Raw genomic sequence first — 13873 nt, forward strand, 5'->3', positions numbered from 1 at the left:
GGCATACGATAGCGTATGAGAAAGTCGCGGCAAGGGGGAGACAGCATGAAGCAAAACAAACCGAAATTCCAAGTAGGAGATATCGTGGTTGTCGTGATGTACGGAACAGTCGGAACGATTACGAAGGTACATCAGATTGAAAAACATTTTCTTTATGAAGTCAACCATAATGAAGTATTATATTTCGAAACGTCCATTCAGCTTTATAAAGATTATGAAGGCGTCATTGTAGATATGGAGAAACTGGATATTGAATATGAATTTCTCATTGGTGATGTCGTCTATGTAAAGGACTATGGAAAGGAACTGTTTCGAATTATCGGCCATAGAACGGAGATATGGAGATACTTGGAAGACGGGTGGGAAGATATTATTTATGAGCTGACTCGCTTAAAGGATGGAGAGTGGCTTGAAACGGAGGAAGAGGATCTCACGCTGGTTCTGAGAAAATATGAAATGGACCAGTTTGTGCATCAGCTTTTGTTTGTCCATTATGTCGGAGAAACAGCTCATGAGATCGGCGAAGATGTCATATCGACCGCTCTTCTTCAGTTTGAAGGCGATGCTGAAGTCCAAGATAACCTTCACGTTCTAGCTGTATCTATTGTGGATGAGCTTTTAGACATTTATAACGACTATAAAATCCTGTATGAAATATTTCAGGATGAAGAATATAAAGATATGATGAATTTTGTGCTGGATAGTTTAAAGGAGCATTTCGGCTAGCTTGCTAAAAAACGGACGGCGACATATAAGAAGTAAGGAAAGCAGCCTATAAACATGATATAAGACATTGTTTTCAGCACCTTTTCCATCATCAGATCAAATCCATCTCCGTCCAGTGCAGCCATCATTTTTGTGATCATTACTCATGCCCCCATGCTTGTTTTTTTATTCATGTATATGAGAAAAAGAATTGTTTAGAACAACCCGGTATAATTTGGCCGTCCATTTCATAAAACATAAAAAAGGAGGCGGTACTGTCATGAAAGAAATAGATCTTGTGATTGATACAGAAGAAATCGCTGAATTTTTTTACAAAGAACTCGCAAAACGGGGCTACATACCATGTGAAGAGGAGATATTTGAAATAGCCGATATCACCTTTGATTATTTATTAGAAAAATGTATGATAGATGAAGAGCTGGATGATGAATGTTAAACGTCTAACCGGAGTGAGGCAGCTCCGGTTTTTTTATACGGCCTATGAAACAGGAGGGGAAGAAAATTGTACAAGCCGGTCAGTCTGTTTGTTTTGTTTATCTTTTTTACTGCAGTGATCCATATCAATGCTGTCCAATTCTTTGATGATACCGTGATGCAGGCAGCAACTCATATGAGGCAGCCCTGGCTGAACCATGTCATGTTATGGTGTACCCAGCTTGGTTCGTCAGCTTTTTTATTGCCTCTGATTATCATAGTCGGAGCAGTGCTGCTGGCGTACACCAAAACGTGGGACGGCATTTTGTTACTCGTCATGTTTCTTTGTGAACGTCTCTTGAACCGCGGTTTAAAAGATTGGATAGAAAGGGCGAGGCCCGCCTTTGAACCGCTCGTCCGCGAAACGTCCTATAGCTTTCCGAGCGGACACTCCATGAATGCGGCGTGCGTGTATCCCATTATCGCGTATCTGTTAGTGAAGCATATCCCTTTTTTGACTGCCCGCAAAAAGACGGTTTACACTCTTATTTGTGTTCTTGTCGCCCTTGTCGGCGCAAGCAGAATCTATCTTGGCGCGCATTTCTTTACAGATGTTCTCGGGGGCTTCAGCGTAGGATTGATGCTGTTTTTCCTCTTGAAACTTTTTGACGAAAAGTATAGGCCATTCGACAAAAATAGAGAGAGGAAAACCGGGGAAAAACGCTAATACTATAAAGAAATAAGAGGGAGGGATCTTGATGCCATTACCGTTGTCTGTATTTAAAAAGAAACCTTGTGCTTATGATGTGACAATTTTTCAAACACCCCGCTATGGTGAGAAAAAAGGTTATAAAGTCGTCTATCGGACGGAACTTGACGGCAGCAATCATCAAGAAGTGCTGAAAAGGGCATTTTCAACATTTAATGTTTTTGATACAGTCCCAAATGATTATCAGGCAAGGTTTATGGCGACAGGAGATGTGATCCTGATTGATGAAGGTAAAAGAGGCAAAACCTATTATAAACTGCTTTCCACAGGCTGGAGCAAGATTAACCGCCTGATCGTACAAGCCACATAACGAAAAAAACTGCGGACGCCCGCAGTTTTTCTTTATCTTTAAGGCTTTCGCTTAGCAGCGGAATGCTCTTTTCCATGCGCTTCTTCAGCCGCAATGACATCTTCAGCTGGCACATGGTTATTCTTTTTTTGTCCGGTTACGCGGTTTCGCTGTTTTTTGCCCATGTTCTACACCCCTCCTTTTGCTGTTAGGTTTTCATGTAACCGTTTGAATTATCCGTAACCGCCGACTTTTAAGCTTGAATCATTTTCTTTTTTTACCCATTCATTTATAATCAATGCTGAAGTTTGTCTCATCGTGCCATTCATTGTAAAATGAAAGGGATGACATAATGGGAGTGCAGGAGGAATAAACATGAGTGTACATATAGGTGCGGAAAAAGGGCAGATTGCCGATACAGTGCTGCTGCCGGGAGATCCGCTCAGAGCCAAATTTATCGCTGAAACGTATCTTGAAAATGTGGAATGCTACAATGAAGTAAGAGGCATGTACGGCTTTACGGGCACGTATAAAGGTAAAAAAATATCCGTTCAAGGAACGGGAATGGGTGTGCCGTCTATTTCAATTTATGTGAATGAATTGATTCAAAGCTATGATGTGCAGAATTTAATCAGAGTAGGGTCTTGCGGCGCCATCCGTGAAGATGTTAAAGTTCGCGACGTGATTTTGGCGATGACCTCCTCAACGGATTCACAAATGAACCGGGTCGCTTTCGGCAGCATTGATTTTGCTCCGTGCGCAGATTTTGATCTTCTCAATCATGCATATGAAGCGGCTAAACAAAACGGCGTCCCTGTAAGAGTGGGCAGCGTATTTACAGCCGATCAATTTTACAATGAAGATTCACAAATCGCAAAGCTTGCAAAATACGGCGTGCTCGGTGTAGAAATGGAAACGACAGCTTTGTACACATTAGCGGCAAAGCATAACAGAAAAGCACTTTCTATCCTGACTGTGAGCGATCATGTATTGACAGGTGAAGAGACAACGGCAGAAGAGCGCCAAACAACTTTTCATGATATGATAGAAGTGGCTTTACATTCTGTATCTTAATTGGATAAAAAGAGGCATGCTGGAAGCAGCGGCCTTTTCTTTATGGGTAAAGCATGATTTGAAAAAAGGAAGGTAATGGTGTAATGAAAAAATCCAGTAAATGGTTCTCGCTGGCCGCCGCGCTCAGTGTAACGGCAATTGTTGGGACGGGCTGCAGTATCTCAAACGGAGACGATAAAAAGGATACGCAATCTTCTGCCGAAACCAAACAGTCAGATGAGAATTCATCAAACAGCAAAACAGCAACAAACACAACGGACAAGGAGTTTTTGCTCGAAAGCAAATACTTTAATAATATCAAGGAAGTCAACGGACTGGAAACGATCCAAAATCCGGACAACATCCTGGCGCTTGTGAATAAGGAATACGCACTGCCGGGAACCTATGAACCTAGTGATCTCGTCATCCCGAATGTGAAATTTTCTTTTGATGAAAAAATCCAAAAAAGATATATCAGAAAAGAAGCGGCTAAAGCATTAGAAGAATTGTTTAAAGCGGGAAAAGAGAAAGGCTATGAGCTTGCTGCTGTATCAGGATACCGGGCTTATGACAGACAAGAAGTGATTTATAACAATGAAGTCAGTCAAAAAGGCGAAAAGAAAGCGAAGGAAGCGGTTGCCTATCCTGGGCAAAGCGAGCATCAGACAGGGCTTGCGATGGATATTTCCAGCAGAAGCAACGGTTTTGAACTCAATGAAGCGTTTGGAGGTACAGACGATGGCAAATGGGTACAGGATCACGCATATGAATACGGTTTTATCATCCGCTATCCTAAAGGTAAAGAAGATGTCACAAAATATGAATATGAACCATGGCATTTACGTTATGTAGGCAAAAAAGCAGCCAAAGTCATCCATGAACACGGTTTAACGCTGGAAGAATATTTTAATGAAGTGAAGAAAGTATAGGAGAAAGCCCGCTTGCAACAGTTCAAGCGGGCTTTTTTCTGCATTAAAAAAAGAACAATCCTGCCAGTGCCACACCGGCAATAAATCCGAGACCGATGCCGTACGCTCCGTATCCATACCCATAGCCGCCGTAATAGCCGCCATAAAATCCGAGTCCGAAGCCTCCTGGGCCGGATTGATGAACAGGTGTGATGAAGACTTTGCTGTTTGTGACACGGGTAATTCTGCCAACGTGAACCCTGCCGTTTTTTTCTGTAATTCTAGCAACTTTTCCTTGGTGCTGGCGGCAGAGATGATAATACTTTTCCAATATGATTCCCTCCTATCCTGCCTTTCTATCAGCTTATGATAGATTTTCTAAAAAGGTTGGACGAAAGCAGGAGGTTAAACGCCGATTTACTTATATGCGAAAAAGACACAGTGCCCCATATACTCGCTGTATGTCTGCATGAGCTCATAATGGGCTTGCAGCGTGTCATAGTAAATCGGCGGAATTGAAAGAGACAAATCCATTTCAGTTGTCGGTTCATGATCGGTATTCTCTTGATGAAGTTCAATTGTTTCTGTTTTGCGAAAGCCATGCTGCATCATCGTTTGCTTCCATTCAGCATCATCCAACAACTCGGTAAATCCATAGAAATCCGTCATTTTTTTCTTTTCTGCTCCGGACAGAGGCTTTTTCAGCGCTGCTTCTATTCCAATCAGCATTCCGCCGGGCTTCAGCACCCGGTAAATGTCCGGCAGCGAGGATGGAATATGAGAGAAGCTGAGAACGGATTCCGACAGAACGGCAGAAAAGGTTTCAGAGGAAAAGGGAAGCTCTTCAAGATTAGCGAGATAAGCGGGAATTGACAGTCCTTCACTTGCGAATCTTTTTTTGGCCTTTTCCAGCATGACGGGGTCTTTGTCGATTACAGTGACAGGGTACAATAAATGTCCCAAATATGCGGCGGTCTGCCCGGTTCCGCACCCGGCATCAAGGATCGGCAGGTTAGAGGGCAGAGCGGCCTTCCGTAATAAGGTTTTCGTGAAAGCAAGCCCGCCCGGATGTGCTCCCGCAACACCGAATAAGGAAAGCATTTCTAAATAGCGGCTCAAAGTTCGAATCCTCCCTTCTGCGTCAGCATATGTTGAGAGAAAAACATAGGTTTACCTATAAGGGAAAGAAAGGCGCGAATCTTCATTTTAGGGTTCGAGTTGACGAATAGAGGTTCGTCTATGATAATAATGTAAGAATAAAAAGGTGGTGTTTAATTGAAACGGCAACTTAAACTGTTTTTTGTCGTGCTGATCACAGCGGTCGTGGCTTCGGCGCTTACTTTGTTTATTACCGGCAATTCATCCATTCTCGGCGAGAAATCAGCCGGTACCGGAGATAGCAAATTCGATAAGCTGAATAAAGCATATGAGCAGATCAAAAGTGACTATTACAAAAAAACAGATGACGACAAATTAGTAGACGGAGCAATTAAAGGAATGATTGAATCCCTGGACGATCCATATTCAACCTATATGAATCAAGAGGAAGGAAAATCATTTGAAGAAAGCATTTCCTCTTCCTTTGAGGGCATTGGCGCTCAAGTAGAGGAAAAAGACGGTGAGATCTTAATCGTATCACCGATAAAAGGATCGCCTGCCGAAAAAGCGGGAGTAAAACCGAAGGATCAAATCGTAAAAGTGAACGGCAAAAGCGTCAAAGGCATGAATGTGAATGAGGCTGTCGCTTTAATCCGCGGCAAAAAAGGCTCAAAAGTCAAGCTTGTGCTGAACAGAGCCGGTGTGGGAGAAATTGATCTATCTATTAAAAGAGATACCATTCCGGTAGAAACGGTATACTCCGAGATGAAAGAAAACAACATCGGAGAAATTCAAATTACATCATTCTCAGAATCAACTTCAAAAGAACTGACAGAAGCGATCAACAGCTTGGAGAAAAAAGGCGCCAAAGGCTATATCTTGGACCTAAGAGGAAATCCGGGCGGCTTGATGGATGAGGCCCTTACAATGAGCAACCTGTTTATTGATAAGGGTAAAAATATCATGCAGGTTGAATATAAAGATGGAACAAAAGAAGTCATGAAAGCAAAAAAAGACCGTCAAGTCACAAAACCGACTGTTGTCCTCGTGAATGACGGCACAGCAAGCGCCGCAGAAATTATGGCAGCGGCCCTTCACGAATCGTCAGGGATTCCGCTGATCGGAGAGACAACTTTCGGAAAAGGAACCGTGCAAACGGCTAAAGAATATGACGACGGTTCAACAGTCAAACTGACGATGGCCAAATGGCTGACAGCGGACGGAGAATGGATTCACAAAAAAGGCATTACGCCTCAGGTGAAAGCGGCACTCCCTGATTATGCGAAGCTGCCGTATTTGGACGCTGATAAAACATATAAATCGGGTGATTCCGGCAATAACGTAAAAGTTGCCCAGCAAATGCTGAAGGCGCTTGGTTATAAAGTGAATGTCAACAGCACATATGACAAAGCGTTCGAAACGGTTGTGAAACAATTCCAAGCAAAAGAAAAGCTGAAAGAAACGGGCGTTCTTACTGGAGATACAACGACAAAATTAATGACGGAACTGCAAGGAAAACTGTCCGACAATGATACTCAAATGAAACAAGCAATCGAAACCTTGAAGAAAAAGATGTAAAGAAAAAACCATACGCAGAGACCCGCGTATGGTTTTTTATGCGCCTTTTTGATTTGGATTTGAAGGTCGCTGCTTATTAAATAAGCCTTCAATTACAGGGTTAGTCCCTGCTTTTTTCACAAATAACGGGTTGAGGATCACAACAGCGGCAACGTTTGCTGCCAAGCCCCAGAATCCCTCGTAAATACCGTGTGAAGACTGTGTGATATACACAGTAAAAGTAACAGCGAGTCCGGCTAATAAACCGATAATCGTCGCTTCTCTCGTTTGCTTTTTCCAAAACAGGCTCACGGCGATGGCCGGGAAAATCTGAACCATGCCGGAAACACCTAAAAGCTGCAGCGTCACTAGCGCAGTCGGGAAGAGCATTCCGAAAAGCAAAGCAAGCCCGATTACGACAAACACCATTGATCGGGTGATCATTGTCAATTTCTTTTGAGAAACATTCGGATGAAGCAAGTCGCGATATAAGTTGTTCGCGAATAAATTAGACGCCCCGATTGCCATAATGGAACACGGAATAAGTGAAGCAAGGGCAATGGTAGAGTAAGCAAACCCTTGTGCGACGCCGCCATACGACATTTGAATTAAATGAAGAAGCGCCAGTCTCGGATTTGTATCCTCAGGCAAAACAAGAAACGCAATAAAGCCAAGAAAAATGACAAGAATCAGCACGATATTATAAAGCGGCAAAAACATGCTGTTCTTCCTGACGGCATCAGCGCTTTTGGCCGTAAAAACGCCAGTGGCGGCATGGGCCCACATAAACAGGGCCAAAGCGGACACAATAGAGGCTGTGATAAACCACGGGATGCCTTTAGGGCCTTCTGTCGGAATCGTCAGCATTTGCGGCGCTTCTTTCACCAGCGTATCTATCATCGGCGTCCAGCCGTTAAAGTGAATGATCGGAAGAGACACAACCATAAACAGCATAATCACCCATACTAAAATATCTTTAATAATAGCAGTGTATGTAGGTCCTTTAATTCCGCTGAAAAATGTGTAAAGAGCTACAAGAATAAATGAAATAATCACAACGAACTTTACGTTAATATAACCTGTTCCTGCAACCTGAAGCGTGTCTTGTATTCCGCTTAGCTGAAGACAAATATACGGAATCAGCATGAACACGCCGACAATGGCGACAAGGCTTGCCAAAAGTTTGCTGTCGAAGCGTTCTCGCGCATAATCGGCAAGTGTCGTTAATTTGTGGATTTTTGCGACCTTCCAAAGCTTCGGCAAAAAGAAATAAGCGATAAAGTACGCTAAGACAGAGTAAGGGATGGCGAAAAAGGCGACACTGCCTCCTGTATAAGCGGTACTAGTAAGCCCTAAGAATGTATAGGCGGTGTATAGATCTGCCCCAACTAAAAACCAGACGAGAAGCCCGCCAAAGCGCCTGCCTCCGACAGACCACTCTTCAACAGATGTTCTGGAGGATTTGTCTCTTCCAGCGACAAAACCGATACAGACAACAGTTAAAACAATAACGGCTGTGATAAGAAGTGCGGTTAAATTACCTTGCATTATTCAATTCCTCCATCTTTTTTCTGCAACCTATAAATACACAATGAGCATAATGGTGTGATGACAATCCACAGCAGCAGCCAAAGGTGGAAAAAAGGAAGCCCGAACATAATCGGTTCAATCCGGTTAACCAGCGGAAGCAGCGCGAGCTGACCGAAGGGTAAGAGAATAAAAAGGATAATCAGTGCTTTTTTTACCATTTACTTTCCCCCTGAAACGTGATAATGCTCATTATCATAGCAGTTGTAAGATAAGATCACAAGATAATTATTAGAAAAAAGCGATTTTTTAAATTACTTTATTCAAACACATTGTTTGCATTCCGAAAAAAATAAAATTACAATATTAAATATCTCGAAATCAAGATAAATAGGAGTGGGAAAATGAAAACAGCAGGGTTGCATCATGTCACTGCATTTGCAAAAGATCCTCAAGAGAATCTGCGTTTTTATACAGAGGTGCTGGGGCTTCGCCTCGTTAAAAAAACAGTCAATTTTGATGATCCCGGAACATATCATTTTTATTTCGGCAACCAAAACGGTGAGCCTGGCACGATTATCACGTTCTTTCCTTTCCAAGGGAGCGGCCGGGGGACTGTAGGCAAAGGCCAGGCGGGAAGAATCTATTTTTCAGTGCCGAAAGGGTCGCTCTTTTTCTGGAAAACAAGACTTGAAAAAAATGGACTGCAAGTAACGGAACAGACATTGTTGTCTGAACAAATTCTTTTGTTTCATGATACGGAGGACCTCCCGCTCGCCATTATGGAAGATGCCCAAAGTAAAAAAAGCGAATGGACGGCGGAAGGTATAACAAAAAACGAGGCAATCCTAGGGATAAAAGGGGCTTTGCTTTATTCTTACGCCCCAGAAGCGACCATTCAATTTTTGATTGAAAAGTTTGGATACAACAAAATCCAGGAAGAGGATCAAATTGTAAGACTCAAATCCTCCGCGGATATAGGCGATATCATCGACGTCCATCTGCGTCCTGAAAAAAGAGGATCAGGCGGTTATGGCACCGTTCATCACGTGGCATTTCGAACAACAAGTGAGGAACAGGCGAAGTGGAAGGACGTGCTTCTGGCTGAACGCCTTTCATCCTCAGAAATCCTTGACAGAGAATATTTCACATCTATTTATTTTCGGGAACGAGGAGGCATTTTATTTGAAATGGCGACAGATGATCCGGGATTTATGACAGATGAGACATTTGAAGAACTTGGCACCTCGCTGAAGCTTCCGGAATGGCTGGAAAAGCACCGAAAACAAATTACTGACATACTGCCGGGCATTAAGGGGGATATATAAATGAAATATATTTATGAAAAAGGAACATCTGACAATGTACTGCTGCTGCTGCACGGAACCGGAGGAAATGAGCATGATCTTCTCTCGCTCGGACGTTTCATAGACCCGGACGCTCATCTGCTCGGTGTCAGGGGATCAGTGCTTGAACATGGTATGCCTCGCTTTTTCAAACGGCTGAGTGAAGGTGTGTTTGATGAGGAAGATTTGGTTGAACGGACAAAAGAATTAAAGGATTTTATCGACGAAGCGGCCGAGACGCTTGAATTCAATCGGAATAACGTCATTGCGGCTGGATATTCAAATGGTGCAAATATCGCCGCAAGCCTGCTCTTTCACTTTGGCGGAGCAGTAAAGGGAGCCATTCTTCACCATCCGATGGTTCCGATTCGCGGATTGGAACTTCCAGATATGAAAGGATTGCCTGTATTTATCGGAGCGGGTAAGCATGACCCTTTATGCACGAGAGCAGAAACAGAGGAACTTCAGCAATATTTGAATGAAGCAGGAGCCTCTACTGCCGTTTATTGGCAAGAAGGAGGACATCAGCTTACACAGCAGGAAGCGGAACAGGCGCGGATGTGGTACCAAGACGCTTTTCTATAAAAAAAACCTTAGTCCGGTATGACCGGACTAAGGTTTTTTTCAAATGCTTACAGCCACGTCGAAACCTCTGATACAGGCAGACGGTTGCTTTGATGAGCAGGCTTTACTGCTTTGCCGATTGAAATCAGCATGACCGGAACAAAGCGGTCGCTTACGTCAAATTGCTCTTGAAATTGCTCTTTGTTAAATCCGCCGATTGCGCAAGTATCATAACCTTTCGCTTTTGCGGCAATCATAAGCTGCATAGCAGCCAATGAAGCATTTAAGAAAGCAGAATCACGGGCGAATTGTTCATTTTGATAAGCGCCGTTAATCTGGCCGAGCAGCGTTTGTTTAATGTCATCTGTGATGAGGCCTTGCTTTGCCAATTCTCCGTATACGTCTTCACCATTTTCATTTGCTTTTAAATCGCCTAAAACAGCAACGACGGCAGATGATTCGATGATTTGCTTTTGGTTATAGGCTACCGGCAATAGGGCTGCTTTTGCTTCATCGCTGTGGAACACAGTGAAATGCCAATGCTGAAGGTTCCAAGCGGATGGCGCTTTCGTTGTAAGCTCCAATAGCTCAGTCATTTCTTCTTTCGAAATTGTTGCATTCTTATCGTATTCTTTTACTGATGCACGCTGTTGTAAAATATCCAGTGTATTCGTCATAGTATTTCCTCCTCCAATTAAACGTGGTATGATAGTAGAAAAGTTAGAAACTTACTAAATGTAACTCGAGAACTCATTTTAATTGATCATTTAATTCTTGTCAATAAATGAAAGGATGAAGACATGTGGGATTTACAATGTGCCCTAAAATGGAATCTGCTTTTTCTTTATTAGGAAAACGATGGAATGGCCTTATCATCCATGTATTAATGGACGGCCCAAAACGATTTAAAGAGATAACTGAAACAATTCCGATGATCAGCCAAAAAATGCTGGCTGAACGGCTGAAAGAGCTTGAACAAATGAAGATCGTTGAGCGGCAGGTGCTGCCGGAAACCCCTGTGAAAGTGATCTATAATCTAACCGAAAAGGGAACAGCTCTGCAAGCTGTTTTTCAAGAAATGCAAACATGGGCGGATAAGTTTTGTGAGCCGGAAGAGGCTGATCACCATGAGAAATAAAAATACAGCAGGAATAAACCGGGGGAGCTAAAAAGGGGATTACACGTTGTAACGTGCTGAACAGAGGGACACCGTTCTAATGAAAGAACGTAACCTGAAAGGCGAGTCGGCAAAGCGGTTTTTGAAACCTTCAGAATGACGGGCATTAGACAATCCAAAATTGATTCATGACGTTTCCATCGCTTTGTTGGAAACGTTTTTTATTTGCCCATAAACACGATGATTAAGAGGAGGCAAAGCATTTCTTCTTAATCATCGTGCGGGCGATTTTTAAAATTGACTTCTAGTCTTCAATAACTGGCCATGAATAATTACGACTGCCGGGATGGTAGCGCCATTGATGGCGGCGAATACAGTCAACCCGGGATTGATGGTGCTTGCAACCGGAGCTGGAAGTGTGATTGCCTGCGATGTAAACGATGCTGGCTTTTGGATGGTCAAAGAGTTTTTCGGCCTGACTGTGAAGGAAACATTTCAAACGTGGACTTTGCTGTCAACAATTCTTTCAGTAACCGGACTCGGCTGTGTTTTATTATTGGCGAGGGTTTCTTTAATATCTGTAGCGGGTCCGGGTTGTTTTGAACCATTGGCGAGTAAGCTCACAATCATAAACGAAAAAAATGATTTATCAAGATTCGCCCAATCGTTTTTTCTCCTGTATGAATACCTTTAATATAGGCAGACATAAAGGAGGAAAAGAAGATGTACCCTCATCATGCATATTATCGCGGGAATCCAGGACCTGCAGGTTATCCGGCGCGAAATCCTTTTTTGTTTGGCGCTCCTTTAGTCGGCGGTTTGTTAGGCGGTTTTCTCGGGAGTGCTCTGTTTAACTATCCAAGGCCATATCCTTATCCGCCTCCGTCTCCATACGGATACGGGGGCGTCCCCTACGGCCAGGGGCCAGGCGTGCCATACGGCGGCGGAGGCTATCCCTCTTATTATTAGTAAAAACGGTCTGCATAAGATGCAGACCGTTTTTCACCTCATGATTTCAACCTCGGACAGATTGTAATCATCGTACTTTAAAAACATGACTTCCAGCAGGCCGTCTTTATATACCGCTTTTGTGCCTTTGCGCTTCACCAAGCTTGGGAGGACCACCTTTTTTTGCTGATCCTTTTGGGGGAAATTCTCTAAGAACAGCGCCTGTGAAGTATGCTTGATTTTGATGTTATCAATCTGCTCTTTGGCGGCGGGGATTTTTACAAAAACATGATCCGCTGTTTCGAATATATCGATCTCTGGAGCGGCGTCCATTGATTTTTCTTTTTTGGGAAGCGGATCGCGAAATGGAAATTGAGCCGCATGATTAGAACCGAACACGCTTTCCATGACGCGATTTACATAGTCCTCTACATCTTTTGGATCTGCATTTTTTAAAGCTTCCTTTGAAAATTGATTTTGGAAAGGGAAATACTTGTTCCATTCAAACATCTCATCACAGCCTTTCTTAACGGACAAAATAGTATATGCCCACTCGATCTTTCACGTGATATAATATAAGCTGCTCTAAAGAAAGGCAGGGGGTTGATTTGTACAATTCTTCAACTAAAAAAGGGATCATTTATACAGCGGTTTCATTTGTGCTGTGGGGATTATTTCCGCTCTATTGGAAGCTGTTGGAGCATCTTCCCGCACTTGATATTTTGGCCCACCGCATCATATGGTCGTTTGTGTTTATGTGCATAGTGCTGGCTGTTTTGCGCCAGTGGAAAACGGGCTGGAAGGAACTTCTTTCTTTAAAAAAGAAAGGCGGTTTTTTGTCGCTTCTGCTTGCCTCTGTTTTAATTTCCATCAATTGGTTTGTGTACATATGGGCTGTGAATCACGGCTTTTTGCTTGAGGCAAGTCTGGGTTACTATATTAATCCGCTTGTATCTGTATTGCTTGGCATTTTATTTCTAAAAGAAAGACTGAACCGGCTGCAGATTGTGGCCGTGTCTATTGCAGCGGCGGCTGTCATTATTTCTGCGTTCCAATACGGTTCAATTCCTTATATTGCGCTTCTCTTAGCATTCAGTTTTGGCTTGTACGGACTATGTAAAAAAAGAACAAGTCTTCCGAGCGCAATCGGTTTGACTCTGGAAACATTACTGATCACCCCGGCGGCTCTTTGTTATTTGTTGCTGGGCGCCCATCAATCTGCATCGGCGGCGGTCAGCGGGGGAACCTGGCTTCTTCTCTTTTTTGCCGGCATATTTACCGCATTGCCGCTTCTGTTGTTCGCTGAAGGGGCGAAACGCCTGCCGCTTTATCAAGTGGGAATTCTGCAATATATAGCACCGACGATTACCTTGCTGCTTGGGGTGTTTGTTTACCATGAAGCATTTACGGGATCAAAAGCCTTTACGTTTGCCTGTATATGGGCTGCACTGCTTTTGTTTACTTTTTCACAAGTGAAATGGAAGCGGATATCAAAAAGCCATTAAGCCCTTTGGCTTTTCAGCGGCAGCTTAGATGAGTATAATCATTTCATGTATG

The 13873-nt window shown here is 43.2% G+C and carries 20 protein-coding genes and 1 pseudogene; 13 read left to right on the plus strand and 8 right to left on the minus strand.

The features are described 5' to 3' along the window. Positions 1–45 precede the first annotated feature (45 nt). Positions 46–726, plus strand: a complete 681-nt coding sequence (locus AXI57_RS11810) for a hypothetical protein (RefSeq protein WP_003325753.1) — start codon at positions 46–48, stop codon at positions 724–726. Here the strand turns inward: AXI57_RS11810 and AXI57_RS21740 are convergent. Then, a complete protein-coding gene (locus AXI57_RS21740; RefSeq protein ID WP_169800243.1) occupies positions 723–866 on the minus strand; it encodes a hypothetical protein in 144 nt (47 codons plus the stop codon). The two genes, AXI57_RS11810 and AXI57_RS21740, sit on opposite strands and share 4 nt — an antisense overlap. Positions 867–985: 119 nt before the next feature. Here AXI57_RS21740 and AXI57_RS20900 point away from each other — a divergent pair, with 119 nt between their 5' ends. The 3 genes from AXI57_RS20900 to AXI57_RS11820 all read left to right on the plus strand — a co-directional run bounded on the left by AXI57_RS20900 (position 986) and on the right by AXI57_RS11820 (position 2219). Beyond that, positions 986–1162: a YozD family protein gene (locus AXI57_RS20900; protein ID WP_003325755.1), complete on the plus strand. Its 177-nt coding sequence runs from the start codon at positions 986–988 to the stop codon at positions 1160–1162. Positions 1163–1228: 66 nt separating this feature from the next. Then, entirely contained in the window at positions 1229–1867 is a 639-nt protein-coding gene (locus AXI57_RS11815) for a phosphatase PAP2 family protein (RefSeq protein ID WP_061670159.1), read from the plus strand. Positions 1868–1898: 31 nt separating this feature from the next. After that, the gene (locus tag AXI57_RS11820; RefSeq protein WP_003325757.1) at positions 1899–2219 is read left to right on the plus strand and encodes a YodL domain-containing protein; all 321 of its coding nucleotides are present in this window, start codon (positions 1899–1901) and stop codon (positions 2217–2219) included. Between the two features lie 38 nt (positions 2220–2257). Here the strand turns inward: AXI57_RS11820 and AXI57_RS21380 are convergent, their stop codons facing one another. Next, positions 2258–2383 carry a hypothetical protein gene (locus AXI57_RS21380; protein ID WP_003325758.1) on the minus strand — a complete coding sequence of 42 codons (126 nt, stop codon included), beginning with the start codon at positions 2381–2383 and terminating at the stop codon, positions 2258–2260. A 190-nt stretch (positions 2384–2573) separates the two neighbouring features. Between AXI57_RS21380 and deoD the strand changes: the two genes are divergently transcribed. Both deoD and AXI57_RS11830 read left to right on the plus strand, forming a co-directional pair. Then, positions 2574–3272 (plus strand): purine-nucleoside phosphorylase, encoded by a 699-nt coding sequence (gene deoD, locus AXI57_RS11825; RefSeq protein ID WP_003325759.1) that lies wholly within the window; start codon positions 2574–2576, stop codon positions 3270–3272. Positions 3273–3355: 83 nt separating this feature from the next. Continuing rightward, complete coding sequence (locus AXI57_RS11830) at positions 3356–4180, plus strand: M15 family metallopeptidase (protein WP_061670160.1); 825 nt, start codon at positions 3356–3358, stop codon at positions 4178–4180. Positions 4181–4223: 43 nt separating this feature from the next. On the opposite strand, the gene AXI57_RS11835 is transcribed toward AXI57_RS11830, so the two are convergent. Together AXI57_RS11835 and AXI57_RS11840 are read right to left on the minus strand one after the other, a co-directional pair. Then, on the minus strand, positions 4224–4490 hold the full coding sequence (locus tag AXI57_RS11835) for a hypothetical protein (RefSeq protein ID WP_061670161.1): 267 nt from the start codon (positions 4488–4490) through the stop codon (positions 4224–4226). A gap of 86 nt (positions 4491–4576) precedes the next feature. Continuing rightward, complete coding sequence (locus AXI57_RS11840; protein ID WP_061670162.1) at positions 4577–5278, minus strand: class I SAM-dependent methyltransferase; 702 nt, start codon at positions 5276–5278, stop codon at positions 4577–4579. Between the two features lie 156 nt (positions 5279–5434). Between AXI57_RS11840 and ctpA the strand changes: the two genes are divergently transcribed. After that, positions 5435–6835 (plus strand): carboxy-terminal processing protease CtpA, encoded by a 1401-nt coding sequence (ctpA, locus tag AXI57_RS11845; RefSeq protein ID WP_061670163.1) that lies wholly within the window; start codon positions 5435–5437, stop codon positions 6833–6835. Positions 6836–6871: 36 nt separating this feature from the next. Here the strand turns inward: ctpA and AXI57_RS11850 are convergent, their stop codons facing one another. Together AXI57_RS11850 and AXI57_RS11855 are read right to left on the minus strand one after the other, a co-directional pair. Further along, positions 6872–8362 (minus strand): sodium:solute symporter family protein, encoded by a 1491-nt coding sequence (locus AXI57_RS11850; protein WP_010788951.1) that lies wholly within the window; start codon positions 8360–8362, stop codon positions 6872–6874. Then, the gene (locus AXI57_RS11855; RefSeq protein ID WP_061670164.1) at positions 8362–8562 is read right to left on the minus strand and encodes a DUF3311 domain-containing protein; all 201 of its coding nucleotides are present in this window, start codon (positions 8560–8562) and stop codon (positions 8362–8364) included. The genes AXI57_RS11850 and AXI57_RS11855 overlap by 1 nt, the downstream gene beginning before the upstream one ends. A gap of 183 nt (positions 8563–8745) precedes the next feature. On the opposite strand from AXI57_RS11855, the gene AXI57_RS11860 reads away from it, so the two are divergent. After that, positions 8746–9669, plus strand: a complete 924-nt coding sequence (locus tag AXI57_RS11860) for a ring-cleaving dioxygenase (protein WP_061670165.1) — start codon at positions 8746–8748, stop codon at positions 9667–9669. After that, complete coding sequence (locus tag AXI57_RS11865) at positions 9670–10272, plus strand: alpha/beta hydrolase (protein WP_061670166.1); 603 nt, start codon at positions 9670–9672, stop codon at positions 10270–10272. It begins immediately after the preceding gene. Between the two features lie 47 nt (positions 10273–10319). Here the strand turns inward: AXI57_RS11865 and AXI57_RS11870 are convergent, their stop codons facing one another. After that, entirely contained in the window at positions 10320–10928 is a 609-nt protein-coding gene (locus tag AXI57_RS11870; RefSeq protein ID WP_003325768.1) for a nitroreductase family protein, read from the minus strand. A gap of 125 nt (positions 10929–11053) precedes the next feature. On the opposite strand from AXI57_RS11870, the gene yodB reads away from it, so the two are divergent. From yodB to AXI57_RS11885, 3 genes and pseudogenes are all read left to right on the plus strand, one after another. After that, entirely contained in the window at positions 11054–11389 is a 336-nt protein-coding gene (gene yodB, locus AXI57_RS11875) for a transcriptional regulator YodB (protein WP_061670167.1), read from the plus strand. A 310-nt stretch (positions 11390–11699) separates the two neighbouring features. Further along, positions 11700–11936, plus strand: a pseudogene (locus AXI57_RS20905) (GntT/GntP/DsdX family permease); the annotation flags it as partial. Positions 11937–12091: 155 nt separating this feature from the next. Then, positions 12092–12337 carry a hypothetical protein gene (locus tag AXI57_RS11885; RefSeq protein ID WP_061573081.1) on the plus strand — a complete coding sequence of 82 codons (246 nt, stop codon included), beginning with the start codon at positions 12092–12094 and terminating at the stop codon, positions 12335–12337. Between the two features lie 33 nt (positions 12338–12370). Here the strand turns inward: AXI57_RS11885 and AXI57_RS11890 are convergent, their stop codons facing one another. After that, a complete protein-coding gene (locus AXI57_RS11890; protein ID WP_061670169.1) occupies positions 12371–12826 on the minus strand; it encodes an Hsp20/alpha crystallin family protein in 456 nt (151 codons plus the stop codon). A gap of 98 nt (positions 12827–12924) precedes the next feature. On the opposite strand from AXI57_RS11890, the gene rarD reads away from it, so the two are divergent. Then, positions 12925–13821, plus strand: coding sequence for an EamA family transporter RarD (gene rarD, locus AXI57_RS11895; protein ID WP_061670170.1), 897 nt, complete (start codon positions 12925–12927; stop codon positions 13819–13821). Positions 13822–13873: the final 52 nt, after the last annotated feature.

Source organism: Bacillus atrophaeus, assembly GCF_001584335.1.
GTDB classification, from domain to species: Bacteria; Bacillota; Bacilli; order Bacillales; family Bacillaceae; genus Bacillus; species Bacillus atrophaeus.

Excerpts from the sequence above, each read along its gene's own strand:
- AXI57_RS11820 (WP_003325757.1), top strand. The coding sequence starts at position 1,899 with ATGCCATTACCGTTGTCTGTATTTAAAAAGAAACCTTGTGCTTATGAT.
- AXI57_RS21740 (WP_169800243.1), bottom strand. The coding sequence starts at position 866 with ATGATCACAAAAATGATGGCTGCACTGGACGGAGATGGATTTGATCTG.
- AXI57_RS11850 (WP_010788951.1), bottom strand. The coding sequence starts at position 8,362 with ATGCAAGGTAATTTAACCGCACTTCTTATCACAGCCGTTATTGTTTTA.
- AXI57_RS20900 (WP_003325755.1), top strand. The coding sequence starts at position 986 with ATGAAAGAAATAGATCTTGTGATTGATACAGAAGAAATCGCTGAATTT.
- AXI57_RS21380 (WP_003325758.1), bottom strand. The coding sequence starts at position 2,383 with ATGGGCAAAAAACAGCGAAACCGCGTAACCGGACAAAAAAAGAATAAC.
- deoD (WP_003325759.1), top strand. The coding sequence starts at position 2,574 with ATGAGTGTACATATAGGTGCGGAAAAAGGGCAGATTGCCGATACAGTG.
- AXI57_RS11810 (WP_003325753.1), top strand. The coding sequence starts at position 46 with ATGAAGCAAAACAAACCGAAATTCCAAGTAGGAGATATCGTGGTTGTC.
- AXI57_RS11885 (WP_061573081.1), top strand. The coding sequence starts at position 12,092 with ATGTACCCTCATCATGCATATTATCGCGGGAATCCAGGACCTGCAGGT.
- AXI57_RS11860 (WP_061670165.1), top strand. The coding sequence starts at position 8,746 with ATGAAAACAGCAGGGTTGCATCATGTCACTGCATTTGCAAAAGATCCT.
- AXI57_RS11855 (WP_061670164.1), bottom strand. The coding sequence starts at position 8,562 with ATGGTAAAAAAAGCACTGATTATCCTTTTTATTCTCTTACCCTTCGGT.
- AXI57_RS11865 (WP_061670166.1), top strand. The coding sequence starts at position 9,670 with ATGAAATATATTTATGAAAAAGGAACATCTGACAATGTACTGCTGCTG.
- AXI57_RS11830 (WP_061670160.1), top strand. The coding sequence starts at position 3,356 with ATGAAAAAATCCAGTAAATGGTTCTCGCTGGCCGCCGCGCTCAGTGTA.
- AXI57_RS11890 (WP_061670169.1), bottom strand. The coding sequence starts at position 12,826 with ATGTTTGAATGGAACAAGTATTTCCCTTTCCAAAATCAATTTTCAAAG.
- AXI57_RS11870 (WP_003325768.1), bottom strand. The coding sequence starts at position 10,928 with ATGACGAATACACTGGATATTTTACAACAGCGTGCATCAGTAAAAGAA.